Raw genomic sequence first — 25,853 nt, forward strand, 5'->3', positions numbered from 1 at the left:
TGCGAGGCTGGGGGCACAGGTGTTGGAGGAGGGAATCGAGAAGGGCAGGGAGGGCCGATGGGACGGGACGTCCCGGCGCTCGTCTTCACCCGCGAGGACCGCCGCCGGTACCGCATCAAGATGCAGGAGTGCCTCGACGCGTTCGCCCAGATGCTGCGCGAGTCGCGCTTCGACAGCGACCGGCCGCGGGTCGGGCTGGAGATCGAGCTGAACCTCGTGGACGCCGGCGCCGAGCCCGCGATGCGCAACAGCGATGTGCTGGAGGCCATCGCGGACCCGTCCTGGTCGACCGAGCTGGGCCGGTTCAACCTGGAGATCAACGTGCCGCCGCGCCGGCTGACCGCGGGCGGCCCGGACGCCTGGGAGGGCGAGATCCGGGCGGCGCTCAACCACGCCGAGGACCGGGCCCGTACGGTCGGCGCGCGGCTGGTGACGGTCGGCATTCTCCCCACGCTGCGCCAGGCGGACATCGGGGTGGCCGCGCTGTCGGAGAACCCGCGCTACCGGCTGCTCAACGACCAGGTGTTCGCGGCCCGGGGCGAGGACCTGCGCATCGAGGTGGACGGCGTGGACCGGCTGCGCACCTACGCGGACACGATCACCCCGGAGGCGGCCTGCACCAGCACCCAGTTCCATCTCCAGGTCTCTCCGGAGGACTTCGCGGGCTACTGGAACGCGGCCCAGGCCATCGCGGGGGTGCAGGTGGCGCTCGCGGCGAACTCGCCGTTCCTGTTCGGCAAGGAGCTGTGGCACGAGACCCGTATCCCGCTGTTCGAGCAGGCGACGGACACCCGGCCCGAGGAGATCAAGGTGCAGGGGGTGCGGCCGAGGGTGTGGTTCGGGGAGCGGTGGATCACCAGCGTCTTCGACCTGTTCGAGGAGAACCTGCGCTACTTCCCGGCCCTGCTGCCGCTGTGCGACGAGCAGGACCCGGCGGAGACCCTGGACCGGGGCGACATTCCGGAGCTGGCCGAGCTGACCCTGCACAACGGCACGATCTACCGCTGGAACCGCCCGGTGTACGCGGTCGCGGACGGCCGGCCGCACGTCCGGGTGGAGAACCGGGTGCTGCCTGCGGGCCCGACGGTCGCGGACACCCTGGCCAACGGTGCCTTCTACTACGGCCTGACGCGGGCCCTGGTGGAGGAGGACCGGCCGGTGTGGTCGCGGATGTCGTTCTCGGCGGCGGAGGAGAACCTGCACACCGCCGCCCGGCACGGCATCGAGGCGCTGCTGTACTGGCCCGGCATGGGCGAGGTGCCGGTGCCGGAACTGGTGCTGCGGCGGCTGCTGCCGCTGGCGCACCGGGGTCTGGAGCTGTCCGGCATGGACGCGGCGTGGCGGGAGCCGCTGCTCGGCATCATCGAGCAGCGGTGTGTCACGGCCCGCAACGGCGCGGTGTGGCAGAAGGAGACGGTGCACAAGCTGGAGGACACCACGCACACCAGCCGCCACGAGGCGCTGCGCCGGATGACGGAGCTGTACATCGACTACATGCACCTCAACGCCCCGGTGCACACCTGGCCGGTGGAGTGAGGGTCACAACGTCCGCACCTCGGTCTCGGGAAGCTTCGCCCACCAGTGGTGGTGGCGGCTGTAGACCTTCGCCTCGCGGTCGCCGAGGAGCGCCCTCAGGGAACGGGCCTCTGCGGCGAGTCCGTCCCAGGCGGCCTGTGACAGGGAGTGGAAGGCCGTGGCTTCGATCCCTCCGTCCACTGGGCGCCACACACCGGCGACGTAGCCGTCCACGAGCAGGGTGGGCAGTACGTCTCCGTTCCTGCGGATCACCAGAGGGCGGTAGGCCGGCGGTATCACCCGGCTGCGGTCGGCGTAGGCCAGCAGGACGCTGTCCCACATCGCCATGAGCCGAGGTGGTGCGGGAGTATCCGCTGGAGGCCGGGGGCCGCCCGGAACGTCGAACAGCGTGCCGCCGTCCGGGCCTTGGACCTGCTCGACAGCACCGTCCAGAGCACGCAGGGCCTCGCGAACGGGCGCCCGCTGCACCATGGCGAACTGCGCCACGTCCGCCACCGACGCGGGCCCGAAGCCTGCCAGATAGCGCAGAATCAGGGTTTGTAGCGCCTGTGGCTCCGCCGCCCGCCCCGCGGTGACGGGCCCGGTCCCGGCCGCGACGAAGGACGGCCGGAAACCGAATGACCACGGCCCGCCTGTGGGGGCATGGTGCAGCGGCGCATACGCCTTCAGCCCCCACCACGCCCCGTCCTTCTTTTCGGCACCGAGCCGCTCCTCGACCCACGCCTGCATCTCGGCCGATGTCCGTGGCCGGCGGGCGAAGGCCAGCAGTCCCGGCACCAACTCGTCGGCGTCCGCTGGGGTCAGCCCCGCCTCAGCGAAACGGAAGCCGAGCCGGGAGGCGTACAGAGTAGGCTGCACCGCCGCGCGCAAGACCGGATAGTCCTCGGCATGCACGGCGTGCAAGGTGATCCGCATCAGGGTCGCCTTGACCACCGCCTGCTCGATGAAGGCGCTGTCGAGCTCGGCCGGAGCGAAACCCGTGACCCGGTTCCAGAGCGCCAGGTAAGGCGAGGCCGGATGCTGCGCCTGCAGCGCGACTACGCGCCGGATCGCGTCGGGGACGGTCAGTCGCTCGCGCTCCAGCAGCAACTGACGACTGAGAGAAGCCCGGTTGAGTTCACGCGCGGTGATCATAACGGCGCAGACTACGCCCCGCCCCTGCATCCGCCGAGAATCGCTGGCAAGCCTTCACGGTCCCTGTCACCGGATACCGGGAGGGGGATTGCGCACCATGCCCGGCCCGCCAAGCCCAGAACGGCGACACTCGGCAAGCAGTAGCTGACCTCACCTGACCCGTCCCGTCCACCCGGCACCACTCCCCCGCCTCCGCAGGAGTCGCGTGCCCAGCGCTCCGCGGTAGGGGGCCCCGCGCGGGCGGGCCATGTCATGGGCCGCCCGTGGAGGTAAGGCGTCATCGGGTTCGGTCAGACGGGCGTCGGCCGGGATCGGTCTGCCGTGGGTTCGAGGCGGACGACGATGCCCTTCGACGTGGGCTGGTTGCTCACGTCGGCGACGCTGTCGAGCGGCACCAGGACGTTCGTCTCCGGGTAGTAGGCGGCGGCCGAACCCTTGGCCGCCGGGTAGGACACGACCTCGAAGTTCTCGGCCCGGCGCTCGGTACCGTCCTCCCAGACGCTCACCAGGTCCACGCGCTCGCCCTGGGCAAGGCCGAGTTCGGAAACGTCGGCCGGGTTGACGAGGACCACGTGGCGGCTGCCGTGGATGCCGCGGTAGCGGTCGTTGTTGGTGTACGGGACGGTGTTCCACTGGTCGTGCGAACGCAAGGTCTGCAGCAGCAGGTGACCCTCGGGAGCCCGGGGGACCACCCGCTCATTGCAGGTGAACCGGGCCTTGCCGGTCTCGGTCCTGAACACGCCCTCGTTGACCGGGTTGGGCAGTTGGAAGCCTCCCGGACGGGTCACCCGGGCGTTGAAGTCGTGGAAGCCCGGCACGATCCGGGAGATGCTGTCGCGGATGGTGTGGTAGTCGCCCTCGAACTTGGCCCAGGGGATGTCTTTTTCGCCGCCGAGGCTCAGCCGGGCGAGCCGGCACAGGATGGCGACCTCGCTCAGCAGCACGTGCGAGGCCGGTTCGAGCCGTCCCTGGGAGGTGTGCACCTCGCTCATGGAGTTCTCGACGGTGACGAACTGCTCGCCGTCGGCCTGGACATCACGTTCGGTGCGCCCCAGCGTCGGCAGGATCAGAGCCGTGTCACCGCAGACGGTGTGCGAACGGTTGAGCTTGGTGGAGATGTGGGCGGTCAGCCGACACGAACGCATCGCCTTCTCGGTGGCCTCGCTGTCGGGTGCTGCGCGCACGAAGTTCCCGGCCAGGGCGAGGAAGACCTTGACGCGGCCCTCCAGCATCGCCTTGATCGAGTTCACCGAGTCCAAGCCGTGCGGGCGCGGCGGATCGAAGCCGAACTCCTCCTGAAGCGCGTCCAGGAAGGTGTCCGGCATCTGCTCCCAGATGCCCATGGTGCGGTCGCCCTGGACGTTGCTGTGGCCGCGTACCGGGCAGGCGCCCGTACCGGCGCGCCCCAGATTGCCGCGCAGCATAAGGAAGTTGACGATCTCCCGGATGGTGGGTACGCCGTGCTTGTGCTGGGTGATGCCCATCGCCCAGCACACGATGACGCGTTCGCTCCGCAGGACCTCGTCGCGGATCTTCTCGATCTCCTCGCGGGTCAGTCCCGTAGCCGCCCGTACGTCGTCCCAGTCGACGGTGCGGGCGTGCTGGGCGAACTCCTCGAAACCGGAGGTGTGGGCGTCTATGAAGTCGTGGTCCAGGACGGTGCCGGGACGCGCGTCCTCCGCCTCCAGCAACAACCGGTTCAGGGCCTGGAACAGGGCGAGGTCCCCGCCCGGCTTGATGTGCAGGAAGCGGTCGGCGATCTGGGTGCCCCGTCCCATGACCCCTCGCGGCTTCTGCGGGTTCTTGAAGCGTCGCAGCCCCGCCTCCGGCAACGGGTTCACCGCCACGATGCGGCCGCCGTTGCGCTTGGCCTCCTCCAAGGCCGAAAGCTGCCGAGGGTGATTGCTGCCCGGGTTCTGCCCCACCAGGAAGATCAGGTCCGCGTGGTGGAGGTCGTCGAGACTCACGGTGCCCTTGCCGACGCCCAGCGTCTCGTTCAGGGCGAAGCCGCTGGACTCGTGGCACATGTTGCTGCAGTCGGGCAGGTTGTTGGTGCCGTAGGCGCGGGCGAAGAGCTGAAAGACGAAGGCGGCCTCGTTGCTGGCCCGGCCGGAGGTGTAGAAGACCGCCTCGTCGGGCGAGTCCAGCCCCTGGAGTTCCTGCGCCAGGACGCCCAGAGCGTCGTTCCAGCCAATGGGCTCGTAGTGGTCCGACCCGGGTCGTTTGATCATCGGCTCGGTAAGCCGGCCCTGCTGGTTGAGCCACATGTCGGAGCGGGCGGCCAGGTCGGACACGCTGTGCTCGCGGAAGAAGTCGGCGGTGATCCGGCGCGTGGTGGCGTCGTCGTTGATGTGCTTGGCGCCGTTCTCGCAGTACTCATTGCGATGGCGCCGACCCGGTGCGGGGTCCGCCCACGCGCAGCCGGGGCAGTCGATCCCGCCCACCTGGTTCATGGTGAGCAGGTCGACCCCGGTCTTGCGCGGGGACGTCTGCTCCAGGGAGTACTCCAGCGCGTGCACGACGGCGGGGACCCCGGCCGCCCACTTCTTCGGCGGTGTCACGGAGAGGGAGGTCTCCGGCTCCTCACCGGGCGGGTGCTGCATCGCTTGGCCTTTCTCTTGCGGTGTGCGGTACGCGGGTCAGCCGACGGGCCACTGGGCGACACGGCTCCTGGGCGGTTCCGGGGAGTCGTGCTGCACCCGGCCGTTGCGGATGGTGCCGCGCCAGGCACCGCCCTCCTGACCGAGCCCTTCGATGAAGTGCTTGAAGCCCACCAGTTCCTCGCGGACCAGTCGCACGGCCAGCCCCACGACCCTGGACGAGCGGGTGAACACCCTCGCGGCACCCCGCGGTTGGAGGAGCATCCGGACCGTGATCGCGGTGCCACCGGACTCCGTCGGCCTGAACTCGACTTCGCCCTGGTGGGTGGGGTGCTGCTCCAGGCCACGCCAGGCCAGGTAGGCGTCCGGGTCCTGTTCCACGATCTCGACCGCGAAACGGTGACGCAGGGGGCCGTAGCCGATGGTCCACTCGGTGACGGTGGGTCTGATCTGCTCGACGTCGCGCACCACGGTCGAGAAGCGCGGGAACGTCTTGAACTGCGTCCACTGGTTGTAGGCCGTGCGGACCGGCACCGCGACCTCCACCGTCTCCTCGACGTGCCGCTCGCGCAGGGGGCGGCGGCGTGTGACGCCGTCGTCGTCGGAGCGCATGCTCGGGGTGTTCGGCACGGCCTGCCCACCGTCGTCTTCGTGCGCCATCACGTTCCTTCTTCCGATGAGGGAACCGGGCGTCGGAAGACCCGGTCCTCCCCTTATGGGGCAGGGCATCTCTTCCGCTTCCCCGAACCCGGGCTTCGAGTCACCCGAGCGCGAGAAAGGTCCGGGCCCGGCTGCCAGAGGTGAAGGCGGGCTGGTGGGGTTGATCGGCGCCGGAGTGTTCGCGGCGCTGGCTCCCGCGGCACGGGCTGCTGGTTCGGCGCTGCTGGGTGGGCGCGGTCGTCGTCGTGCCTGCCGCCTTCACGGACGTGCGCGGCGCGGTCGGCTTCTCGTCGTTCGGCGTGCTCTTCTACTACGCCGTCGCCAACGCCTCCGCGCTCACGCTGTCCCTTGGGGAGGGACGCCCGGCACGGATCGTTCCCGCCGCCGGGCTGCTGGGGTGCCTCGCGCTCGCCTTTGCGGCGAAGGCCGCCGATCACCGCCACCCGCTGCCCGGCGTACCGGGCCGGGTCCTGGTGTTGGCTTGGTGCGTCACGCCTCTGCTCTCTGCTCGTCGGCTCCCTCCTCCTCGGCGGTGGCGACCTGGGACTGGGCGGTGAGACCGGTGTTCGGGCGGCGGACGACGAGTCTGCTCACCGTGTACGACATCTCCGAGGTCTCGCGGCGGGGCGGCGGATGGTAGCGCCCGCCGCAGACGGAGAGGTTGACGATGAGGTACGCGTGCCAGTTGCGCCCGGTGCCGCGCTGGTCGTCGAAGACCCGTCGGCCGTTGGCCCACCAGACCACCGAGCGGGCGCCGAACTCGGTGCGCAGGTCGAGCCAGGCGCCGGGGCTGATCATGTCGTCGCGGAAGTAGCGGTTGCTGCCGCGTACGTGGTTGGTGAACTCCAGCAGGTCGGGGTTGTCGGGGTGGTACTCGAAGATGTCGACCTCCTGGCCGCCGTCCCGCCAGGTCCAGATGGCGGGCCACGCGCCGATCTCGCGGGGCAGCCGGACGCGGGCCTCCAGGATGTCGCCGGTGCGGACCTCGAAGCCGTCCCGGCTGCCCTCGGTGGTGAGCAGTCCGGTGTTCCACCGGCCGTCCGGTCTGCGTCTGGCCCGGAAGACGCCCGAGCGGCTGAAGTCGGGGTCGGCCACCAGGTAGTCGAGTTTGTCGTCGCCCGGATTGACCGGGCCGCCGTTGGGATAGGCCCAGGACCGGCCTGCCACCCACTGCCGTTCGGACGTGAAGTCGGCGGTGAACACCACGTCGGAAGCGGCGGCGGACCGCGGACCGGGGAGGGGGCTGCCCGGATTCGGTTCGTCCATGCCCGTTTTCTCTCCGTCCAGCGACACGCCACACACCCAGACCCGGACATCAGCACAGAAAGAACCCGAACGAGTGAATACGCGCCCAAGCTTCGGCCAGAGCCTCGCGCGGACGGGTGTGCCCGGCGCGGCCCGGCGGCGCGCGGGGCAGGGCTTTCGTAGGCTTTTCATAGCCTTTACGCAGGCGGGAGAAATGCAGTGATCGAACTGGCCGCGGCCTTCGCCGTCGCGGGTGCCGCGAGCAACGCCATGGGTACGGCGTTCCAGCGCAAGGCGGCCTCCACCAGCGAGCGCAGCGGCTTCAAGCTGCTGGCCGAGCTGGTGCGCCGCCCGGCGTGGGTGCTGGGCATGGCCGGGGTGATCGGCGCGGCGGTGTTCCAGAGTCTGGCGCTGGTCAACGGGCCGCTGGCGCTGGTACAGCCGCTGTTCATCCTGGAGCTGCCGTTCGCCCTGCTGATCGTCGGCCCGCTGCTGCACCGGCACCTCCCCCGCTACGGCTGGTGGGGGGTCGGCGGGGTGGTGGTCGGCCTGGCCGTGCTGCTGGCGGCGGCCTCGCCGCACGGGGCCGGTGACCAGGCGTCGCTGACCCGCTGGGTCCCGGCGCTGGTGCTGTGCGTGGGGGCGGTGGTGGTGGTCACGCTGCTGGCCCGGCACGAGCGTCCGGCGACCGGCCGCGCCGCGCTGCTGGCCTCGGGCTCCGCGATCGCCAACGCGCTGACGGCGGCTCTGCTGAAGTCGGCCACGGGCACGTTCGCCGACGAGGGCTTCGTCGCGTTCATCACGGCCTGGCAGACGTACGGCTTCGCGCTGGCGGGCACGGCGGCGGTGCTGCTGCTGGAGAACGCCCTCCAGGCGGGCCCGCTGGCCGCCGCCCAGCCGGCGCTGACCATCGGGGACGCGGTGGTCAGCCTGGCGCTGGGTGTCTTCCTCTTCCACGAGCGCATCCGCACCGGCTGGTGGCTGGTGCCGGAGGCGCTGGGGGCGCTCCTCATCGTCGGCGGTGTGCTGGTGCTGAGCCGGGCGGTGCAGAACCTCATCGAGCGTCCGCCGCCTGGCTCGGACGACTGAGCCCGCACGCGAACGGGCCGTCGTCCACCCGGTGGACGACGGCCCGCGCGTGTCAGGAGGACCCTCAGCGGTCCTGGTTCACCTTGGCCAGCGCCTTGGCGAGCCCGTTGGCCCAGAGCTGGTTGACGCGGGAGCGCTCGGCCGCGTTCGGGTAGCGGTTGGTGCAGGAGGTGCCGGGGCCGCCGCCGGACATCAGCTCGCTGCACGGGCCGCTGTAGTGGTCGGGCAGGCCCAGCACGTGGCCGGTCTCGTGCGCGGTGACCCGGATCGAGTCGTACTGCTGGTTCTGCGCGTAGTCGAGGAAGACGTAGCCCCGGCCGTGGCCGTCGGTGGAGGCGTAGGAGCCGCGCGAGTCGTTGCCCTCGCGGTAGGAGAAGTTGCCGGTGCCGGTGGTCGAGGCGAGCTTGACGTTGGAGACCGAGCTGTTCCAGATGGACGTGGAGCTCGAGATCTGCGAGCGGAAGCTCGGCGCCTGGCTGGCGTTGTAGTAGACGGTGACGGCCTTGAGGCTCGGGTTCTCGGCCCGTTGCTCGGCGACCGACTTCAGTACCGCGTCGAAGAACGCCTTGCTGTTCGCCGCCTCCTGGGCCGAGCCGGTGTACCCGGCGTGCGGGGCGGCCACGGGCTCGGGCTGGGCGGAGGCGGGGGCGGCGGCGCCGAACGCGGCGGCGGCCACGCCGAGACCCAGGGCGAGGAGGGATCTGACGGTCTTGGCGGACGTACGGGACGACGTCATGTGGGGTCCTCGTTTCGTACGTGGGGAGGGCCGTCCGTATGGGGGTGAACGGCCGGTTGCCCCTGAGTCTCGGGCAGGTCAACGGCGTCCGGATGATGGCAAGTTGGGATAGCAGCGACCTATCGGCAGGACCGCACGGGAGCCGGGGGACGCGACGGACCGCGGACCGTCGCGTGGGGGCGACGATCCGCGGTCCGGGGGTACGGCCGGGCGTGCTGAGGGGTCAGCGGGCCTGGTTCACCTTGGCCAGCGCCTTGGCGAAGCCGTTGGCCCAGAGCTGGTCGACCCGGGCGCGCTCGTTGGCGTCCGGGCTGGAGTTGGTGCAGGACGGGCCGGGGCCGCCGCCGGACATCAGCTCGCTGCACGGACCCTCGTAGTGGTCCGGCAGGCCGAGGACGTGGCCGGTCTCGTGGGTGACGACGCGGACCGAGTCGTACTCCTGGTTCTGGGCGTAGTCCAGGAAGACGTAGCCGCTGCCGTGGCCGTCGGTGGAGGCGTAGGAGCCGCGCGAGTCGTTGCCCTCGCGGTAGGAGAAGTCACCGGTGCCGGAGGTGGCGGACAGCTTCACGTTGGAGACGGAGCTGTTCCAGATCGAGGCGGCGCTCGATATCTGGGAGCTGAAGCTCGGCGCGGCCGACGGGTTGTAGGTGATGGTGACCGACTTCAGGCCCGGATTGTCGGCCCGCTTCTCGGCGACCGACTTCAGGACCGCGTCGAAGAACGCCTGGTTGTTCGCCGCCTCCTGGGCCGAGCCGGTGTATCCGGCGTGCGCGGCGACGGGGGCGGGCTGGGCGGACGCCGGGGCGGCGGCGCCGAACGTGGCGGCGGCCACGCCGAGACCGAGGGCGACGATCATTCTGGTGCTCTTCGCGGGCATGCGGGAGGACGACATGTGGGGGTGCTCCTCTTTTCGATGCGTGTGGGGGTGGCCCGTCGTTCGAGTGGGGGTGAACGACCGGCTGCTTCCGAGTCTTGGATAGATCAACAGGCCTCGGCTAATGGCAAGTTGCGATAGCACCGGGCTATCACCGGCAACTCGTGGCGGTGCGCGGTGATTTATGCGTCTGGCGTGCGCATGCAAACCCGCCCTAGGCTCCCGTCATGGAGCTAGAGGTGAGGCACTTCCGGGTTCTGTGCGCCATCGCCGATGCGGGCAGCCTGCATCAGGCGGCGCGCGAACTCGGCCTGGCCCAGCCCTCGTTGAGCACCCAACTGCGCCGGATCGAGAAGGCGCTGGGCGGCCCGCTCTTCACCCGCGGCCACACCGGCTGCCGCGCCACCCCGCTGGGCCGGCTGGTGCTGAGCCGCGCCCGGCCGCTGGTCGGGGAACTCGACGCCCTGGTCACCGAGGCCCGCGCGGCCGCCGCCCGTGCCTCGGCCGGACCCCGGCTGCGGATCGGCGCCACGGCCAGCCGCGCCCTGCCGGGCTGGCTGCGCCGGCTGCGCTCCCGGGTCCCGGCGGCCGAGCCCTCGCTCCAGATGGACGCCTCCGCCAATGCCCTGCTGCGCCAGGTCGCCGAGGGCGCGCTGGAGTTGGCCTTCGTGCACGAGGTGGAGGGCAGCCCGCTGCGGGTCCCGCCGGGGCTGCGCCTACGGGTGCTGGTGGAACGGGAGCCGCAGTTCGTCTCGCTGGCGGCCGACCATCCGGCGGCGGCCCGCAGCGAGGTGCGGCTCACCGAGCTGGCCGAGGACCGCTGGATGGTGGACTCCACGGTGGACGGCGAGTGGGACGCGATCTGCCGGGTGCTGCGCGAGGCCGGGATCGAGCCGGACCTGCTGCACGGCGACTACCTCACCGCCTACTCGCTGGCCGCCACCGGCGAGGTGGTCACCGTCAGCCAGCCCACCGCGCACCCCCGCTCCGACCTCGCCATCCGCCCGCTGCACGGCGACCCGATCGGGGTGCGGCTGCTGCTCGCGGCCCGCACCGAGACCGACCTCGACCGGGGTTTCGAGGAACTGGCCGACGCCTACTGGGAGGTGGCCCACCAGGCGCCCGCGTACCGGGACTGGCTGGAGCGCGGCCCGGAGCCGGGCAACCCGGCCTTGTGCGGCACCGTCACCGTGCCGCGCCCGGACCTGGGACCGGCTCAGGTACCGGACCCGAACGTCCGCGTGGTGTAGGCGCATTCGGTGTACACATAGCCCGACCTGAGCCGCGCGGTGTCGGAGGCGGGCGAGCCGGTGCCGGTGCCCTGGGGCTGGTGCACGAAGTACGTGGTTCCGGTGGGCAGTTGGATGGTGCGCTGCGGGTAGTTCCGCCCGCTGTCGGAGCACGGTTTGAAGCCCGGCGTGATGGTCGCGGTGAGGGAGTACGCGGTGCAGCCGCCGCACGCCTTGAGGGTGAAGCTGCCGGTGACCGGGCCGGTGTAGAGGACGGTGATGTCGTGGGGGCTGTCGTTCTTCACCGTGACGGAGATGCTGCCGCCGGAGGCCGTGGTGGGCAGCTTCTTCCCGGCGGCCGGGAGGGTCTGGGCGACCTCGGCGGCTATGGCGATCTTCTTGGCCCTCTCCCGCTTGCCGCCGCTCTTGGTGTCGGAGACATAAGCCTGCATGCTCTTCCGCGCTTCGGCGAAGTCGCCGTCCTGGTACTGGTCCACCCCGCACTCGTAGGCGCCCGCGTCCCCGCCCCGCCCGGCGCGGGCGGCGGCCGCCGTGAGGTCGGTGGAGGCGTTTCCGGCCGAGGCGGCGAGGTCGGTGAGCCGGGTGTCCAGGGTGTGCAGCCGGTCCACGGCGGTGCAGGGCGTCTTCCCGCCGACCCCCTGCTGCGCGCTCCGTACGGCCGCGTCGGCGGCCGGCACCACCTTGGCGGCGGCCGGTGAACCGGGGAAGTCCGCGAGCAGCTCACGGAACCGGTCGACCCATGCCTCCCCGCCGTCGCCCAGGTCGGCCTTGCCGCACTCGTAGAGCGAGGTGGCCAGCCGGTCGTCGGGCCAGTGGGTGAGCGAGCCGAGCCGGTCGGCGGGCATGGTGCGCGGCACCGTACGGAGGAACTGGAGGGGCTCGACGGCCACGCAGTACTCGCCCCGCCCGTACGCGGCGCCGACGCTCGAGTAGTAGGCGCGCAGCCGGGCCGGGACGCGGTCGGCGGCGCGTGAGCCGGGGTGGTCCACCGCGAGGTCGCGGTAGACGGCGAGGGCCGAGCGGTAGTCGGCGCGGGAGGCGGCGAAGGTGTGCCGTCCGGCCGCCGCCACCAGGTCGTCGGCCTTCTCCAGCTTGCCGAGCAGCGCCTGCTGTTCGGCCTCGGCGCGGGCACCGTCGTACCAGAGCGCGCCGCCGGCCGGTACGGCGAGCAGCACCAGGCCCAGCACGAGGGCGAGAGGTGCGCGGAGGGACAGCGGGGTGCGCAGTCCCAGGCGGGCGCCGTGGGCGGCGGCGAGCAGCAGGACGACGAGGTAGCCGACCAGCACCCCGGTGGGCAGGCCGTCGGCGTCGGCGGGCAGCGCGACGAAGAGGAGGACGGCGGTGGCCGCCAGGCACAGCGCCAGCGGGACCCATCTTCGGAGCAGGGCGTAGCCGAGGCCGAGTCCGCTGAGGTTCAGCAGGGCCACGGCGGCCGCGCGCAGCGCGCTCGGCGGCGCGGGCGGTGGCCCGGACGGCATCGGCGGAACGGTGAACCCCTGGTACGGACCGTACGGCGCTTCCGGCATGTCGGCTCCCCCCGTCAACCGCCCCGCGCTCCCCGCGAGTCTACGGCGGGTGTCGGGTGCACGACAGAGGGTGTGCGCGAAGGGGTACACACCGCGCAAGGGTGTGCACACCACGCATGCGTGTGTACGCCGGACAGCGCGGCGGGCGCGTGAGCGCGGTTCACGTGAGACTGGATGCCGGACGACCGATCGGCGGGCCGGGAGGCGATGGGCGGGTGAACGCCGTCAACCCCACGGACAGCGCGTCCCTGCTGGCCGCCTTCGGCGCCCTGGGTGTGCTGGCGGTGACCTTCGCCGAGTCCGGGCTGCTGGTCGTCGGCTTCTTCCTGCCGGGCGACACGCTGCTGTTCCCGGCCGGGGTGCTCTGCGCGGTCCAGCACGGCGGGCAGCCGCCCCGGCTGGTGCTGTGGCAGGTGATGCTCTGTGCGGCCGTGGGCTCGGTGGCGGGCGCCCAGGTGGGTTTCCTGATCGGGCGGCACGGCGGCCGGGCGCTGCTCACCCGTACCTCCAGCCACCGGGTCAAGGAGGGCGTGGCGCGGGCGGAGCGCCTGCTGGCCCGGTACGGATACCGCAAGGCGCTGGTGATCGGCCGGTTCGTACCGATGCTGCGCTCCGTGCTGCATCCGGCCGCAGGGGCACTCGGGGTGCCGACGCGCGTCTTCACCATCTGGCAGACGGTCGGCGGGGTGCTGTGGTCCCAGAGCCTGGTCCTGGCCGGCTGGGCGCTGGGCGCGTCGGTCGACCACGTCGACGACTACCTCCTGCCGCTGATCGCGCTGGTCGTCGTGATCTCCCTGCTGCCGCTCCTGGTGGAGGTGGTCCGCTCCCGGCGCCGCCGGAGCGAGGAGGGCCACGGCGACACCGGCGACTGACCGGCCCTCGCGCGTCACCCGCCCGGCTCAACCGGGGTCCGCCTAAGGGGCGAGGCCGCGTGAGCGGTGTGACGGTGGTGGAGCACGGTGGGAGACATGGCCCCATGCACCGGCGTCGAGGAGGCGGCATGGCTGACACGGGAGGCGAGGGCGGCACCGCGTGTGCCGCGGCGCCCGGCCAGGAAATCCCCGAGGGACTGTCCGGCGATCCGTTCGCTCAGGTGGGCGCGGTCGCGGACGCCGTGCTGTACGAGGGCTACCTGCTCTACCCCTACCGGCGTTCCTCGGCGAAGAACCGGGTCCGCTGGCAGTTCGGGGTGCTGCTCCCCCGTACCTGGGTGGAGGCGGACGGCCCGGTCACCGAGGGCATCTCCGGTTCGGCGGACTCCTGGTACCAGCGCACCGAGTGCCTGGTACGGGCCGCTCCGGGCGCGGTGCTGCGGGTGCGGGTGCGCTACCTCCAGCTCCAGCACAAGCAGGTGGAGGCGCTGAGCGAAGGCCGGTACCGGCCGGTCGAGTCGCTGCGCGGGGCCGACGGCACGGCCCATCTGAGCTTCGACGAGGCGGTCCCGTACGAGGTGGACCTGGCGTGGCCGCTGGCGGAGCTGCTGCGCGGCCCGTGCACCGCCGACGTCTCCGCGCCGCCGGCCGTGGAGACCGGGGAACTGGGCGCCGGGCGGGTGGTGCGCCGCCGTGAGCACGTACGGGCGCACACCACGGTCGCGGCCGAGAAGCTGGCGGACGGGCTGTACCGGCTGTGCGTGCGTACCGAGAACGCGGGCGAGGCGCCGGAGGCCCGTGCCCCGCGTGCCGAGGCGCTGCGGCAGGCGCTGCTCGCCGCGCACACCCTGCTGGGCGGGGAGGGGCTGGAGTTCGTGTCGCAGACCGACCCGCCGGCCGCGCTGCGGGACCGGGCGCGCGGCTGCCGCAGCGCCTTCACCTTCCCGGTGCTGGGCGGACCGGCCGGGGAGAGCGCGGACGGCGCCACCGGGCCCGTACTGCTCTCCGCGCCGATCATCCTGCCGGACCATCCGCAGGTGGCGCCGGAGAGTCCGGGCGATCTGCACGACGCGGCGGAGATCGACGAGATCCTGACGCTGCGCACCATGCTGCTGACCGACGAGGAGAAGGCCGAGGCGCGGGCCACCGACCCGCGCGCCGCCCGCATCCTCGACCGGGTCGACACGATGCCGCCCGAGGTGTTCGCCAACCTGCACGGCGCGATCCGCTCGCTGGCCCCGGCCAAGGAGGCCGCCGAGGCCCCCGAGGCGCGGCCCGCCTGGTGGCAGGAGGGCGGCGACGCCGGGCTGTCCCCGACGACGGACACCGTGACCGTGGACGGCGTCCCGCTCGGCACCGGCAGCCGGGTGCGGCTGAACCCCCGGCTGCGCGGGGCGGACGCCCAGGACATGTTCCTGGTCGGACGGACCGCCGAGGTGGCCGCGGTCTTCCACGACGTGGACGGCAGCGTGCACCTGGCGGTGACCGTCGACGACGATCCGGCGGCCGAACTGCACGGCTGGTACGGCCGTTTCCACTACTTCCGGCCGGACGAACTCGAGCCCCTCGGGGACGGCGCCGAGCCGCGACCCCGATCCCCCGCCGGACCCGAGCCCGGACGCCCCTGACGGCGACACCCACTCCCCAGCGGCCGACCGACCGCAGCGAAGGCAGGCGACATGACCACCGAGAGCCACACCACCGCGGCCCGTGAGCGCATCCAGCGATCCGAGGAACATAAGGGGATAGACGAGATCACCATCCTCTGGATCTCGGAGGGGATGAGCTGCGACGGCGACACCGTCTCCCTGACGGCGGCCATGCAGCCCTCCATCGAGGACGTGGTGCTCGGCCTGATCCCCGGCCTGCCCAAGGTCAACCTGGTCAACAAGGTGCTCTCGCCGAGCCTGGGCGGCGAGGACTTCCTCGCCCCCTACCGGGCGGCGGCGCGCGGCGAGCTGGACACCCCGTTCATCCTCGTCATCGAGGGCTCGGTGCCCAACCAGGACATCATCGAGGGCGACGGCTTCTGGACGTCGTTCGGCAACGACCCGGCGACCGGGCAGCCGCAGACCATCAACTGGTGGATCGACCAGCTCGCCCCGAAGGCGTGGGCCACGGTCGCGGCCGGCACCTGCGCCACCTACGGCGGCATCCACGGCATGGCGGGCAACCCGACCGGTTCCATGGGCCTCGGGGACTACCTGGGCTGGGACTACAAGTCGACGGCCGGGCTGCCCATCGTCAACGTGCCCGGCTGTCCGATCCAGCCGGAGAACTTCATGGAGACCCTGATCTGGGTGCTCCAGCACGCCGCCGGCGACGCGCCGCCGCCCCCGCTGGACCACATGCTGCGGCCACAGTGGCTGTTCGGCAAGACCGTCCACGAGGGCTGCGACCGCGGCTCGTACTACGAGCAGGGCGACTTCGGCCTCGACTACAACTCCCCCAAGTGCCTGGTGAAGACCGGCTGCTGGGGTCCGGTGGTCAACTGCAACGTGCCCAAGCGCGGATGGATGGCCGGCATCGGCGGCTGCCCGAACGTCGGCGGCATCTGCATCGGGTGCACCATGCCCGGCTTCCCGGACGCGTTCATGCCGTTCATGGACGAGCCCCCCGGCGGCACCCTGTCCTCCCTGGTCATCAAGCCGTACGGGGCGGTCGTGCGCCGGCTGCGCGGCGTGACCAACGAGATGGTCAACCACGAGCCCAAGTGGCGGCACAAGAAGCGCAAGCTCACCAGCGGTTACGACCCGTACTGGCGTCCCTGACACCGGTCCGGCCACCGCAGCACCCCCCACCCCACCCGCACCACCCCGACAGCGAGGGGCAGTACCGCAGATGACGACCACCGAATCCCGGCCCACGGGGCGCAAACCCGCACAGCTCGTGGACATGTCCTGGGACCCGATCACCAGGATCATCGGCAACCTGGGCATCTACACGAAGATCGACTTCGCCAACCGCGAGGTCGCCGAGTGCCACAGCACCTCGTCGCTGTTCCGCGGCTACTCGGTGTTCATGAAGGGCAAGGACCCGCGCGACGCCGGGTTCATCACCTCGCGCATCTGCGGTATCTGCGGGGACAACCACACCACCTGCTCCAACTACGCCCAGCAGATGGCGTACGGGATCAAGCCGCCGCCGATGGCCGAGCACATCACCAACCTCGGCGAGGCGGCCGAGTACATGTTCGACCACACGATCTTCCAGGACAACCTGGTGTTCGTGGACTTCTGCGAGGCCATGGTCAAGGCGACCAACCCCACGCTGCTGGCCCGCGCCGAGCGCACCGATGCCCCGCGCGGGGAGATCCACGGCTTCAGGACCATCGCCGACATCATGAAGGCGTTCAACCCCTTCGAGGGCGAGGTCTACAAGGAGGCCCTCAGGGTCAGCCGGGTCACGCGGGAGATGTTCTGCCTGATGGAGGGGCGGCACGTGCACCCCTCCACGCTGTATCCGGGCGGGGTCGGCACCATGCCGCAGCCGAGCGTCTTCACCGACTACCTCAGCCGGCTGATGCACATCATCGACTTCATCAAGAAGGCGGTGGCGATGAACGACGACGTCTTCGACTTCTTCTACGAGGCCCTGCCGGGCTACGAGGAGGTCGGACGCCGCCGCATCCTGCTGGGCTGCTGGGGCGCCTGGCAGGACCCCGCCGTCGTGGACTACCGCTACGCCTCGATGAACGAGTGGGGCAAGGCGATGTACGTGACGCCGGGCGTCATCGTCGACGGCGAGCTGGTCACCAACAACCTGATCGACATCAACCTCAACATGCGCATCATGCTGGGGAGTTCGTTCTACGACGACTGGGTCAACGAACAGCCGTTCGTCACCCACGACCCGCTGGGCAACCCGGTCGACATGCGGCACCCGTGGAACCAGACGACCGTGCCGGTGCCGCAGAAGCGCGAGTTCGACGGGAACTATAGCTGGGTGATGAGCCCGCGCTGGTACCACCAGGAGACGGACAAGCACCTCGCCCTGGACACCGGCGGCGGCCCGCTCGCCCGCCTGTGGTCCACCGCGCTGAGCGGCCTGGTCGACACCCGGTACGTCAAGGCGGCGAACGGCAAGGTGCGCATCCAGCTCCCCAAGGGCGAGTCGCTCCCGGAGACCACGCTGGAGTGGTCCATCCCGAAGTGGAGCAACACCCTCGAACGCGACCGCGCCCGGCCGTACTTCGTCGCGTACGCGGCCGCGATGGCGCTGCAGTTCCTGGAGGAGTCCATGGAGCTGCTGCGGGCGGGCGAGACCAAGGTGTTCCAGGACTTCGAGGTCCCGGACGAGGCGATCGGCTGCGGCTTCCACGAGGCCGTGCGCGGGGTCCTCTCGCACCACCTGGTCATCAAGGACAAGAAGATCGCCAACTACCACCCGTACCCGCCGACCCCGTGGAACGCGAGCCCTCGCGACATCTACGGCACCCCCGGCCCGTACGAGGACGCCGTCCAGGGCCAGCCCATCTTCGAGGAGAACGGGCCGGACGACTTCAAGGGCGTCGACATCATGCGCACCGTGCGCAGCTTCGACCCCTGTCTGCCGTGCGGTGTCCACATGTACATGGGCAAGGGCAAGACGCTGGACGTCGTGCACTCCCCCACCTACGGCGCCAGCCATGGCTGACGGCGCCCGGCTCGCCGACCCGGCGGTGGAGGCCCGGCTCGCCCGGCTGGACGAGCTGCTGGAGCGGCTGGAGTCCGGCAGTGGCCAACTGTCCGCCGAGGCCCTGGAGTCGGTGGGCCTGCTGACCGAGGTGTACGGGGAGGCGCTGGCCCGGATGCTCGACGGCGCGGACGCCGCCCTGCTGGACCGGGTGGCCGGCGACGAGCTGCTGGCGCATCTGCTGGTGCTGCACTCCCTGCACCCCGAGCCGCCGGAACGGCGGGCCGAGCGCGCGGTGGAGCGGCTGCGGCCTGCGGTGCGTGAGCGCGGCGGCGACTTGGAGTGGCTGGGCGTCGAGGGCGAGGTGGCCCGCGTGCGGGTCGACTCCGGCGGCGGTGGCTGTGGCTCGGGGTGCGGCGGGGGTGGCGGGGACGTCACCGAGGTGGTGCGGGCGACCGTACTGGCCGCGGCTCCGGAGCTGCGGGCGGTGGAGGCGGTCACGGCCGAGCGGGCCAAGCCGCCGGCGTTCGTACCGCTCGCCACGCTGACCACGCGCCGGGCGGAGCGTCCGCAGGAGGCGCGGTGAGCGGGGCGCTGGCCCGGCTGATCCGCTCCGGTCCGGCCGGGGCCGGTCGGCCCGAGACCTGCGAGCTGTGTGCCGCGCCGGTGGCCGAGGAGCATCCGCATCTGTTCGAGGCGGCGGCCGACCAGGTCCGCTGTGTCTGCGGTCCCTGCTCGGTGCTCTTCGCCGAGCAGGGGTCGGGCGGCGGCCGGTATCAACTGGTGCCCCGGCGCCGGGTGCGACTCGCGCCGGTGGACACGGCGGCGCTGGGGGTGCCGGTGGGTCTGGTGTTCTTCGTGCCGCGCGCCGACGGCACGGTGACCGCGCAGGGGCCGAGCCCGGCCGGGGCCATGCGGTGGGAGGTGGACGCGGATGCCTGGCGGGGGCTGGCCGCCGCGTGTCCGCCGCTCGCCTCCGTGGTACCCGACGTGGAGGCGCTGCTGGTCAACACGGTGCGCGGCCAGGAGGAGCACTGGATCGTGCCCGTCGACGACTGCTTCCGGATGGTGGCCCTGGTCCGCGCGGAGTGGCAGGGGCTGTCCGGCGGCGGCCGGGTGTGGCCGGCCGTCGAACGGTTCTTCGCGGAGCTCACCGAGCGTTCGTGAAGCCCAGAGGTTCGTGAGCCCAGAGAGGAGACGATCATGGGCAGGATCAGAGTGGGCCGTCCCCAGGTGAAGCCGGACACGCCGACCCACGTGCGGGGTCTGCACGAGGGCAACAGGGGCCCCTATCAGGAGCAGGTGGGCCATCACGAGGACGGCACCGCCGACTCGCGCCGCTCCACGGGTGTCCGTACCAAGCGGCACAACGCCATCCTCGACGTCATGCCGAACATCCCACCGGGATGAGACGGCAGGAAGTGAGCGCCATGAAGATCGCAAAAGCCGCGCGAGCCGTCGAGGAGACGGAGCGGACCCTGTGGACGGGGCGGCGGGTGCTCGTCGCCCAGGCCGCCGTGCTCGCCGGTCTGACGCTGCTGCTGGTCGTCAGTGAGGTCCCCGGCATCATCCGGGAGATCAAGATCTATCGGATGACCGGCGGCCGCCGCGCGCTCCGCCGGTACCCGTGAGGCACCGGTGCACGAGCTGTCGATCGCGACCGCGATCGTGGAGCAGGCCGGGGAGATCGCCCGCGCGGACGGCGCCGGGGACGTCTCCTCGGTGACCGTGCGGGTGGGTGAGCTGGCGGGCGTGGTGCCGGACGCGCTGCACTTCGCCTTCGAGGTGGCCCGTGACGGCACCTCGCTCGCCTCGGCCGATCTGGTGGTGGAGCAGGTGACGGCGGTGGCCTGGTGCGGCGGGTGCGCGGAGGAGTTCGCGGTGGGCATGCCCCCGTTCTTCTGGTGCCCCGCCTGCGACCAGCCGTCGCAGGACCTGCGCAGCGGGCGGGAGTTGGAGATCACCGCCGTGGAGGCGGTGCCCTGACCCCCGCACGCGCGAACCGGCCCCGTCCCTCTTGGGGGCGGGGCCGGTTCGTGTGCTCAGCAGATGCGCGGAAGCTGCTCCCCGAGCGGCAGGTCGAGCACACGGGTACCGCCGAGCCCGGTGGCCACGGTGACCATGCCGGGGTGCTCGGCCACGCACTCCCCGATCAGCGCGGCCCCGGCGCCGTGCGGATGGGCGCGCATGGCGGCGAGTACGGCGTCGGCGTGCTCGCGGGGTACGAAGGCGACGAGCCGGCCCTCGTTGGCGACGTACAGCGGGTCCAGGCCGAGGAACCCGCAGGCGTTGGCCACCTCGTCCGGCACCGGCACGGCCCGCTCGGTGATCCGGACGCCGGTGCCGGAGGCGCGGGCGATCTCGTTGAGGGAGGCGCCGAGGCCGCCGCGAGTGGGGTCGCGCAGGACGTGCACGTCCTGCGTGACGGCGAGCATGGCCGCGACCAGGCCGGCGAGCGGCGCGGTGTCGGAGGCGATCTCGACGCCGAACTCCAGCCCCTCCCGCACGCTCATCACCGCGACGCCGTGCAGCCCGATCGGCCCGCTGACGAGGACGGCGTCACCGGGCCGCGCGCGCTGGGGGCGGATGTCGACGCCGTCGGGGACGAGCCCGACGCCGGCGGTGGTGACGTAGACGCCGTCACCGTGGCCGGACTCGACCACCTTGGTGTCGCCGGTGGCTACGGTGACGTCCGCGGCGCGGGCGGCGGCGCCGAGGGCGCGGGCGATGCGGTCGACGACGGCGATCTCGACGCCCTCCTCCAGCACGAACGCCGTGGACAGATAGGCGGGCTTCGCGCCGCTCATCGCCAGGTCGTTCACCGTGCCGTTGACGGCGAGGTCACCGAGGCAGCCACCGGGGAAGAACAGCGGGCGCACCACGTAGGAGTCGGTGGAGAACGCCAGCCGTGCGCCGCCGAGTTGGAGCACGGCGGAGTCGGCGAGCCCGGCGAGGGTGGGGTTGCCGTAGGCGGGGGCGAAGACCTGGTCGATCAGCTCGGCGGAGAGGGCGCCGCCTCCGCCGTGGCCCATCACGACCACGCCCTGGTCGCGCAGGGGGGCGGGGCACGTCCAGTTGGCGGGGTCGATCGCCGGAGCTTCGGTGAGGTCAGCCAACGGGGTTCATCTCCTTACGCGGGATGCGCGATCCGCGCGGCGCGGGCCCGCCTTCCATGCGGCGGTACAGGTAGTAGGCGGCGCAGGCGCCCTCGCTGGAGACCATGGTGGCGCCGAGCGGGGTGCGCGGGGTGCAGGCGGTGCCGAACGCCTCGCACTCGGTGGGCTTGATGAGGCCCTGGAGCACCTCTCCGGCCCGGCACACGGCGGGTTCCTCGGTGCGGATGCCGGTGACGTCGAAGCGGTGCTCGGCGTCGTAGGCGCGGTACGCCTCCGCGAGGCGCCAGCCGCTGGCCGGGATCGGGCCGATGCCGCGCCAGTTGCGGTCGGTGACCTCGAAGACGTCCTCGATCATGCGCAGCGCGGCCGGGTTGCCCTGCTCGCGCACGGCACGCGGGTAGGCGTTCTCCACCCGGTGCTCGCCGCGCTCCAGTTGGTGCACGGCGCGGCGGATGCCCTCCAGGATGTCCAGCGGTTCGAACCCGGTGACCACCATCGGCACCCGGAACCGCTCGGCCAGCTCGGGGTACTCGGCGGTGCCCATCACGCTGCACACGTGCCCGGCGGCGAGGAAGCCCTGTACCCGGCACTCGGGGGCGGTCATGATCGCCTCGATGGCCGGGGGGACCCGGACGTGGGAGACCAGCAGGCTGAAGTTGTCCAGGCCGAGCCTGCGGGCCTGGTGGACGGCCATGGCGTTGGCGGGTGCGGTGGTCTCGAAGCCGATGGCGAAGAACACCACCTGCTTCTCGGGGTGCTTGCGGGCCAGTTCGAGCGCGTCGAGCGGGGAGTACACCACGCGTACGTCGCCGCCCTCGCCCTTGACCCGGAACAGGTCGCGGTCGGTGCCGGGCACCCGGAGCATGTCACCGAAGGAGCAGAAGATCACGTCGGGACGGGCGGCGACCGCGAGGGCCTTGTCGATGACGTCGAGCGGGGTGACACACACCGGACAGCCCGGCCCGTGGATCAACTCGACCTCGTCGGGCAGGAGTTGGTCGATTCCGTGCCGGATGATGGAGTGGGTCTGGCCGCCGCACACCTCCATCAGGGCCCAGGGCCGGGTGACGGTGGCGCGGATCTCGTCCAGCAGGCGGCGGGCCAGCGCGGGGTCGTTGAACTCGTCGATGTACTTCACCGGTTCTCACTCCCGCTTCCCTGCCGCTCGGCCTGCTCCCAGGCGTCCCCGAACTCCTCCTCCAGCAGCCCGAGTTGCTCGAACAGCTCCAGCGAGGCGCGGGCCGACTCCTCGTCGAGCTTCTGCAGGGCGAAGCCGACGTGCACGATGACGTACTCCCCCACCCGTACATCGGGCAGATACTCCAGACACGCCTGTTTCCGCACGCCGCCGAAGTCGACGAGCCCGGTGAGCGGGTCGGCGCCTTCGTCGATGGCGACGACCTTGCCGGGCACTGCAAGACACATGGGTCACTCCGTCTCGTCTGGGGTGGGCTGATGGCCGGGTCGGCGGATCAGCGGGCCGGCCGGGGCACATGGGCCGCGACCATGAGCTGGCCGAGCGCGAGGCCGCCGTCGTTGGGCGGCACCCGGCCGTGCCGCAGGACGGTGAAGCCGTCGGCGGTGAGCCGGGCGGTGCTGTCCTCCTCCAGCAGGGCGTTGGCGAAGACCCCGCCGGTCAGGGCCACGGTGGTCAGACCGGTGGCCTCGCGGGCCCGTCGGCACAGCCCGGCCACGGCTCCGGCGACGCCCCGGTGGAAGCGGGCGGCGAGCACGGGCGCGGGCGCACCCCGGCGCAGGTCGGAGAGGAGGGCCCGCAGCACCGGGGCGGGGTCGGCCCGCGGTCCGGGTGCGAAGCCGAAGGCGTACTCCCCGTTGTCCGCGTCCCGTGCTTCGAGGGCGAGGGCCTCCAGGGCGAGCGCGGCCTCGGCCTCGTGGCCGGCGCGATGGCAGGCGCCGGTGAGGGAGGCGACGGCGTCGAAGAGACGGCCCATGCTGCTGGTCGGTACGCAGGCGATGCCGTGGGTCAACTGGCCGTTTAGTACCGCGCGTTCGGTGTCGGTGCAGGCGGCCACGCTGGGCACGTCCGGCGCCCAGTCGATACCGGCCGCCCAGAGCCGGGCCAGCGCCTGCCGGCAGGGGTTGGCGACACCGGCGTCCCCGCCGGGCAGCGGGGCGGGGACGAGGTGGGCGAAGCGGCGGTACGCGGTGTAGTCCGCGAGCAGGACCTCGCCGCCCCAGACGGTGCCGTCGTCGCCGTACCCGGTGCCGTCGAAGGCGACGCCGATGACGGGGGTGGTGCCGTCCATGCCGTGTTCGGCCAGGGCGGCGGCGATGTGGGCGTGGTGGTGCTGGACCAGCGCCGGTGCGGGCAGTCCGGCCTCGGCGGCGCGGCGGCGGGCGTGGGCCGTGGACTGGTAGCCGGGGTGCCGGTCGGCGGCGATCAGGCGCGGGGTGACGCCGGTCAGGGCGGCGAGGTGGGCCTCGGCGCGGCGGGCGGCGTCCAGGGTGGCGAGGTCGCCCATGTCCCCGATGTGCGGGCCGAACCACGCCTGGTCGTCCTCCCCGAGGCAGAGCGCGTTCTTCAGGTCCCCGCCGACCGCGAGGGCGGGCCGCACCGGCACCGGGAGGTTCAGTGGCCGGGGTACGTATCCCCGTGAGCGGCGCAGGAGTTGGGAGGTGCCGTCGGTGCGTACGCGGAGCAGGGAGTCGTCGCAGGGGGCGGCGATCGTGCGGTCGTGGGTGAGCCAGGCGTCGGCCAGTCCGGCGAGCCGGATGAGTGCCTGGGCGTCGTCGGTGACGATGGGCTCGCCGGAGCGGTTGCCGCTGGTCATCACGAGCACGCGGGGTCCGGGCGGGTCGCCGGGCAGGCCGAACAGCAGGGTGTGCACCGGGGTGTAGGGCAGCAGGACGCCGAGGTGCGGGCTGCCGGGCGCGATCTGGTCGGCGAGGCGGGGGCCGTCGCCGGGGGTACGGGCGCGCAGCAGGACGATGGGGCGTTCCGGGCCGGTGAGCGCGGCCCGCTCGGCGTCCGTGAGGTGGGCGACGCTCTCGGCGGTGGCGAGGTCGGCGCACATCACCGCGAACGCCTTGCCGCCGCGTGCCTTGCGGGCGCGCAGGGTGGCGACGGCACGCGGGTTGGTGGCGTCGCAGGCCAGGTGGTAGCCGCCGAGTCCCTTGACGGCGACGATACGGCCCCGGGCGAGCAGGGCCCGCGCCTGGGCGAGGGCGTCGGCGTCGCGGGCCGGGCGCGCTCCGGTGCCCTCGGCGGGAACGAGCCTCAGTCCGGGGCCGCAGTCGGGGCAGGCGACGGGCTGGGCGTGGAAGCGCCGGTCGAGCGGGTCGCCGTACTCGCGAGCGCAGGCGGGGCACATCGGGAAGCGGGCCATGGTGGTGGCCGCGCGGTCGTACGGCATCGCGGTGGCGATGGTGAAGCGGGGGCCGCAGTGGGTGCAGGTGACGAAGGGGTGCCGGTGGCGGCGGTCGGCGGGGTCCGCGAGTTCGCGCAGGCAGTCGGCGCAGGCGGCGGTGTCGGGCGGCAACTGGGTGCGGCCGGTGGTGTGTTCCGTGGTGGCCTGGATGGTGAACGTCCCGCCGGTGCAGGTGGCGGGGAGGTCCTGGTGGCCGATGGCGGTGACCGAGGCGAGCGGGGGCGGGTGTCCGGCGAGCGCCTCGCAGAACCGCTCCACGTCGGGCAGCGGGCCCTCGACCTCGACGAGGACGCCGTCGGCGGTGTTGCCGACGAACCCGGCGAGGGCGTACTCGGCGGCGAGCCGGTGCACATGGGGCCGGAAGCCGACCCCCTGCACCGTGCCCCGCACGGTGAGCCGGCGGCGCACCCGGCCCGTCGCGGGGGCCGTCATGCGAGGGGGGCTGCGGCCGGGTCGTGGTCGTGGCTGTGGCCGCCGTGGGAGTGGCCGTGCGGTCCGGGGGCCAGCGGCGGGCGGTGGGCGGGCGGGGCGTGGCGGACGGCGAGGGCGCGCTCCAGCAGGGCGTCGACGCCGTCTCCGCTACGCGCGCAGGTCCGTACCGTCTCCACGCCGGGGTTGACCCGCTGGACGTTGGCGCGGAAGGCGGCCTCGTCGAAGCCGGCGGGGGCGGCGAGGTCGGTCTTGGTGATGGCGACCAGGTGGGCGGAGCCGAAGGCGGTGGGGTACTTCAGCGGCTTGTCCTCGCCCTCGGTGACGGCCATCAGGGCGATCCGCAGGGTCTCGCCGAGGTCGTAGGAGGCCGGGCAGACGAGGTTGCCGACGTTCTCCACGAACAGCACCTCGGTGTCGGCGGGGAGCCAGCCGTCGAGGCGGTCGCGGACCTGGCCGGCCTCCAGGTGGCACAGCCCGTCGGTGAGGAGCTGCTGGACGGGGGCGCCGGAGCGGGCAAGGCGCTGGGCGTCGTTCTCGGTGGCGAGGTCGGCGGTGAGCGCGGCCACGGGGACACCGCGCTGGACGGCGCGGGCCAGAATGCGGCCGAGGAGTTCGGTCTTGCCGCTGCCGGGGCTGGACAGCAGGTTGACGACGGTGACGCCCCGTTCGGTGAGGTCCTCACGCAGGCGGGCGGCGAGATCGTCGTTCTTGGCCAGGACGGCCTGCTTGACGTCGGACCGGCACATGGGCACAGCTCCTCGCGAAGATCGGGGGCCTGGG

At 72.2% G+C, this 25,853-nt stretch carries 24 protein-coding genes and 1 pseudogene; 13 read left to right on the top strand and 12 right to left on the bottom strand.

The window, feature by feature from the left end; genetic code table 11:
• Positions 1 to 57: 57 nt before the first annotated feature.
• Complete coding sequence (locus E5083_RS05590) at positions 58 to 1,536, top strand: glutamate-cysteine ligase family protein (RefSeq protein ID WP_135784479.1); 1,479 nt, start codon at positions 58 to 60, stop codon at positions 1,534 to 1,536.
• A 3-nt stretch (positions 1,537 to 1,539) separates the two neighbouring features.
• Here the strand turns inward: E5083_RS05590 and E5083_RS05595 are convergent, their stop codons facing one another.
• The 3 genes from E5083_RS05595 to E5083_RS05605 all read right to left on the bottom strand — a co-directional run bounded on the left by E5083_RS05595 (position 1,540) and on the right by E5083_RS05605 (position 5,930).
• A complete protein-coding gene (locus E5083_RS05595; RefSeq protein WP_244317392.1) occupies positions 1,540 to 2,670 on the bottom strand; it encodes a winged helix DNA-binding domain-containing protein in 1,131 nt (376 codons plus the stop codon).
• 290 nt (positions 2,671 to 2,960) lie between these two features.
• Entirely contained in the window at positions 2,961 to 5,273 is a 2,313-nt protein-coding gene (locus E5083_RS05600) for an FdhF/YdeP family oxidoreductase (protein ID WP_135784481.1), read from the bottom strand.
• A gap of 36 nt (positions 5,274 to 5,309) precedes the next feature.
• Positions 5,310 to 5,930: an SRPBCC family protein gene (locus E5083_RS05605; protein WP_135784482.1), complete on the bottom strand. Its 621-nt coding sequence runs from the start codon at positions 5,928 to 5,930 to the stop codon at positions 5,310 to 5,312.
• Positions 5,931 to 6,157: 227 nt separating this feature from the next.
• Between E5083_RS05605 and E5083_RS32205 the strand changes: the two are divergent.
• Positions 6,158 to 6,487, top strand: a pseudogene (locus E5083_RS32205) (hypothetical protein); the annotation flags it as partial.
• Here E5083_RS32205 and E5083_RS05615 read toward each other — a convergent pair.
• A complete protein-coding gene (locus E5083_RS05615; RefSeq protein WP_135784483.1) occupies positions 6,420 to 7,196 on the bottom strand; it encodes a LamG domain-containing protein in 777 nt (258 codons plus the stop codon). The pseudogene E5083_RS32205 and the gene E5083_RS05615 overlap by 68 nt on opposite strands.
• 198 nt (positions 7,197 to 7,394) lie before the next feature.
• On the opposite strand from E5083_RS05615, the gene E5083_RS05620 reads away from it, so the two are divergent.
• Positions 7,395 to 8,264: a DMT family transporter gene (locus E5083_RS05620; protein ID WP_135784484.1), complete on the top strand. Its 870-nt coding sequence runs from the start codon at positions 7,395 to 7,397 to the stop codon at positions 8,262 to 8,264.
• A gap of 64 nt (positions 8,265 to 8,328) precedes the next feature.
• Here the strand turns inward: E5083_RS05620 and snpA (E5083_RS05625) are convergent, their stop codons facing one another.
• A complete protein-coding gene (snpA, locus tag E5083_RS05625; RefSeq protein WP_135784485.1) occupies positions 8,329 to 9,000 on the bottom strand; it encodes a snapalysin in 672 nt (223 codons plus the stop codon).
• Between the two features lie 223 nt (positions 9,001 to 9,223).
• Positions 9,224 to 9,892, bottom strand: coding sequence for a snapalysin (snpA, locus tag E5083_RS05630; protein ID WP_135784486.1), 669 nt, complete (start codon positions 9,890 to 9,892; stop codon positions 9,224 to 9,226).
• 209 nt (positions 9,893 to 10,101) lie between these two features.
• On the opposite strand from snpA (E5083_RS05630), the gene E5083_RS05635 reads away from it, so the two are divergent.
• Positions 10,102 to 11,124 carry a LysR family transcriptional regulator gene (locus tag E5083_RS05635; protein ID WP_135784487.1) on the top strand — a complete coding sequence of 341 codons (1,023 nt, stop codon included), beginning with the start codon at positions 10,102 to 10,104 and terminating at the stop codon, positions 11,122 to 11,124.
• On the opposite strand, the gene E5083_RS05640 is transcribed toward E5083_RS05635, so the two are convergent.
• Positions 11,091 to 12,650 (bottom strand): hypothetical protein, encoded by a 1,560-nt coding sequence (locus E5083_RS05640; protein WP_135784488.1) that lies wholly within the window; start codon positions 12,648 to 12,650, stop codon positions 11,091 to 11,093. The two genes, E5083_RS05635 and E5083_RS05640, sit on opposite strands and share 34 nt — an antisense overlap.
• Before the next feature lie 215 nt (positions 12,651 to 12,865).
• Here E5083_RS05640 and E5083_RS05645 point away from each other — a divergent pair, with 215 nt between their 5' ends.
• The 9 genes from E5083_RS05645 to hypA all read left to right on the top strand — a co-directional run bounded on the left by E5083_RS05645 (position 12,866) and on the right by hypA (position 20,122).
• Entirely contained in the window at positions 12,866 to 13,522 is a 657-nt protein-coding gene (locus E5083_RS05645) for a DedA family protein (protein WP_135784489.1), read from the top strand.
• A 128-nt stretch (positions 13,523 to 13,650) separates the two neighbouring features.
• Positions 13,651 to 15,150 carry a hypothetical protein gene (locus tag E5083_RS05650; RefSeq protein ID WP_208753978.1) on the top strand — a complete coding sequence of 500 codons (1,500 nt, stop codon included), beginning with the start codon at positions 13,651 to 13,653 and terminating at the stop codon, positions 15,148 to 15,150.
• Positions 15,151 to 15,201: 51 nt separating this feature from the next.
• Entirely contained in the window at positions 15,202 to 16,293 is a 1,092-nt protein-coding gene (locus E5083_RS05655; RefSeq protein ID WP_135784490.1) for an NADH-quinone oxidoreductase subunit B family protein, read from the top strand.
• A gap of 70 nt (positions 16,294 to 16,363) precedes the next feature.
• Positions 16,364 to 18,157, top strand: coding sequence for a nickel-dependent hydrogenase large subunit (locus E5083_RS05660; protein ID WP_135784491.1), 1,794 nt, complete (start codon positions 16,364 to 16,366; stop codon positions 18,155 to 18,157).
• Complete coding sequence (locus E5083_RS05665) at positions 18,150 to 18,722, top strand: NifU family protein (RefSeq protein ID WP_135784492.1); 573 nt, start codon at positions 18,150 to 18,152, stop codon at positions 18,720 to 18,722. The genes E5083_RS05660 and E5083_RS05665 overlap by 8 nt, the downstream gene beginning before the upstream one ends.
• Positions 18,719 to 19,303, top strand: a complete 585-nt coding sequence (locus E5083_RS05670; RefSeq protein ID WP_135784493.1) for a DUF5947 family protein — start codon at positions 18,719 to 18,721, stop codon at positions 19,301 to 19,303. The genes E5083_RS05665 and E5083_RS05670 overlap by 4 nt, the downstream gene beginning before the upstream one ends.
• Positions 19,304 to 19,339: 36 nt before the next feature.
• The gene (locus tag E5083_RS05675; RefSeq protein ID WP_135784494.1) at positions 19,340 to 19,546 is read left to right on the top strand and encodes a hypothetical protein; all 207 of its coding nucleotides are present in this window, start codon (positions 19,340 to 19,342) and stop codon (positions 19,544 to 19,546) included.
• A 20-nt stretch (positions 19,547 to 19,566) separates the two neighbouring features.
• Entirely contained in the window at positions 19,567 to 19,767 is a 201-nt protein-coding gene (locus tag E5083_RS05680; protein ID WP_135784495.1) for a hypothetical protein, read from the top strand.
• Positions 19,768 to 19,774: 7 nt separating this feature from the next.
• Positions 19,775 to 20,122, top strand: coding sequence for a hydrogenase maturation nickel metallochaperone HypA (hypA, locus tag E5083_RS05685; protein ID WP_135784496.1), 348 nt, complete (start codon positions 19,775 to 19,777; stop codon positions 20,120 to 20,122).
• A gap of 56 nt (positions 20,123 to 20,178) precedes the next feature.
• On the opposite strand, the gene hypE is transcribed toward hypA, so the two are convergent.
• The 5 genes from hypE to hypB all read right to left on the bottom strand — a co-directional run bounded on the left by hypE (position 20,179) and on the right by hypB (position 25,819).
• Entirely contained in the window at positions 20,179 to 21,168 is a 990-nt protein-coding gene (hypE, locus tag E5083_RS05690) for a hydrogenase expression/formation protein HypE (protein WP_244317452.1), read from the bottom strand.
• A 76-nt stretch (positions 21,169 to 21,244) separates the two neighbouring features.
• Positions 21,245 to 22,390, bottom strand: coding sequence for a hydrogenase formation protein HypD (gene hypD / locus E5083_RS05695; protein WP_135784498.1), 1,146 nt, complete (start codon positions 22,388 to 22,390; stop codon positions 21,245 to 21,247).
• A complete protein-coding gene (locus tag E5083_RS05700) occupies positions 22,387 to 22,677 on the bottom strand; it encodes a HypC/HybG/HupF family hydrogenase formation chaperone (protein WP_086695079.1) in 291 nt (96 codons plus the stop codon). The genes hypD and E5083_RS05700 overlap by 4 nt, the downstream gene beginning before the upstream one ends.
• A gap of 47 nt (positions 22,678 to 22,724) precedes the next feature.
• On the bottom strand, positions 22,725 to 25,073 hold the full coding sequence (hypF, locus tag E5083_RS05705) for a carbamoyltransferase HypF (RefSeq protein WP_135784499.1): 2,349 nt from the start codon (positions 25,071 to 25,073) through the stop codon (positions 22,725 to 22,727).
• On the bottom strand, positions 25,070 to 25,819 hold the full coding sequence (gene hypB, locus E5083_RS05710; protein ID WP_135784500.1) for a hydrogenase nickel incorporation protein HypB: 750 nt from the start codon (positions 25,817 to 25,819) through the stop codon (positions 25,070 to 25,072). Before hypB ends, hypF begins: the two co-directional genes overlap by 4 nt.
• Positions 25,820 to 25,853: the final 34 nt, after the last annotated feature.

The organism is Streptomyces bauhiniae, from assembly GCF_004784475.1.
Taxonomy (GTDB): domain Bacteria; phylum Actinomycetota; class Actinomycetes; order Streptomycetales; family Streptomycetaceae; genus Streptomyces; species Streptomyces seoulensis.

What these genes read in the sequence shown, in the direction of transcription:
- E5083_RS05655 (WP_135784490.1), top strand. Translation starts at nt 15,202, where the DNA reads ATGACCACCGAGAGCCACACCACCGCGGCCCGTGAGCGCATCCAGCGA.
- E5083_RS05635 (WP_135784487.1), top strand. Translation starts at nt 10,102, where the DNA reads ATGGAGCTAGAGGTGAGGCACTTCCGGGTTCTGTGCGCCATCGCCGAT.
- E5083_RS05640 (WP_135784488.1), bottom strand. Translation starts at nt 12,650, where the DNA reads ATGCCGGAAGCGCCGTACGGTCCGTACCAGGGGTTCACCGTTCCGCCG.
- E5083_RS05680 (WP_135784495.1), top strand. Translation starts at nt 19,567, where the DNA reads ATGAAGATCGCAAAAGCCGCGCGAGCCGTCGAGGAGACGGAGCGGACC.
- E5083_RS05660 (WP_135784491.1), top strand. Translation starts at nt 16,364, where the DNA reads ATGACGACCACCGAATCCCGGCCCACGGGGCGCAAACCCGCACAGCTC.
- hypF (WP_135784499.1), bottom strand. Translation starts at nt 25,073, where the DNA reads ATGACGGCCCCCGCGACGGGCCGGGTGCGCCGCCGGCTCACCGTGCGG.
- E5083_RS05590 (WP_135784479.1), top strand. Translation starts at nt 58, where the DNA reads ATGGGACGGGACGTCCCGGCGCTCGTCTTCACCCGCGAGGACCGCCGC.
- hypE (WP_244317452.1), bottom strand. Translation starts at nt 21,168, where the DNA reads ATGGGCCACGGCGGAGGCGGCGCCCTCTCCGCCGAGCTGATCGACCAG.
- hypB (WP_135784500.1), bottom strand. Translation starts at nt 25,819, where the DNA reads ATGTGCCGGTCCGACGTCAAGCAGGCCGTCCTGGCCAAGAACGACGAT.
- snpA (WP_135784485.1), bottom strand. Translation starts at nt 9,000, where the DNA reads ATGACGTCGTCCCGTACGTCCGCCAAGACCGTCAGATCCCTCCTCGCC.
- E5083_RS05615 (WP_135784483.1), bottom strand. Translation starts at nt 7,196, where the DNA reads ATGGACGAACCGAATCCGGGCAGCCCCCTCCCCGGTCCGCGGTCCGCC.
- snpA (WP_135784486.1), bottom strand. Translation starts at nt 9,892, where the DNA reads ATGTCGTCCTCCCGCATGCCCGCGAAGAGCACCAGAATGATCGTCGCC.
- E5083_RS05665 (WP_135784492.1), top strand. Translation starts at nt 18,150, where the DNA reads ATGGCTGACGGCGCCCGGCTCGCCGACCCGGCGGTGGAGGCCCGGCTC.
- E5083_RS05675 (WP_135784494.1), top strand. Translation starts at nt 19,340, where the DNA reads ATGGGCAGGATCAGAGTGGGCCGTCCCCAGGTGAAGCCGGACACGCCG.
- E5083_RS05605 (WP_135784482.1), bottom strand. Translation starts at nt 5,930, where the DNA reads ATGGCGCACGAAGACGACGGTGGGCAGGCCGTGCCGAACACCCCGAGC.
- E5083_RS05650 (WP_208753978.1), top strand. Translation starts at nt 13,651, where the DNA reads ATGGCTGACACGGGAGGCGAGGGCGGCACCGCGTGTGCCGCGGCGCCC.
- E5083_RS05700 (WP_086695079.1), bottom strand. Translation starts at nt 22,677, where the DNA reads ATGTGTCTTGCAGTGCCCGGCAAGGTCGTCGCCATCGACGAAGGCGCC.
- E5083_RS05600 (WP_135784481.1), bottom strand. Translation starts at nt 5,273, where the DNA reads ATGCAGCACCCGCCCGGTGAGGAGCCGGAGACCTCCCTCTCCGTGACA.
- E5083_RS05595 (WP_244317392.1), bottom strand. Translation starts at nt 2,670, where the DNA reads ATGATCACCGCGCGTGAACTCAACCGGGCTTCTCTCAGTCGTCAGTTG.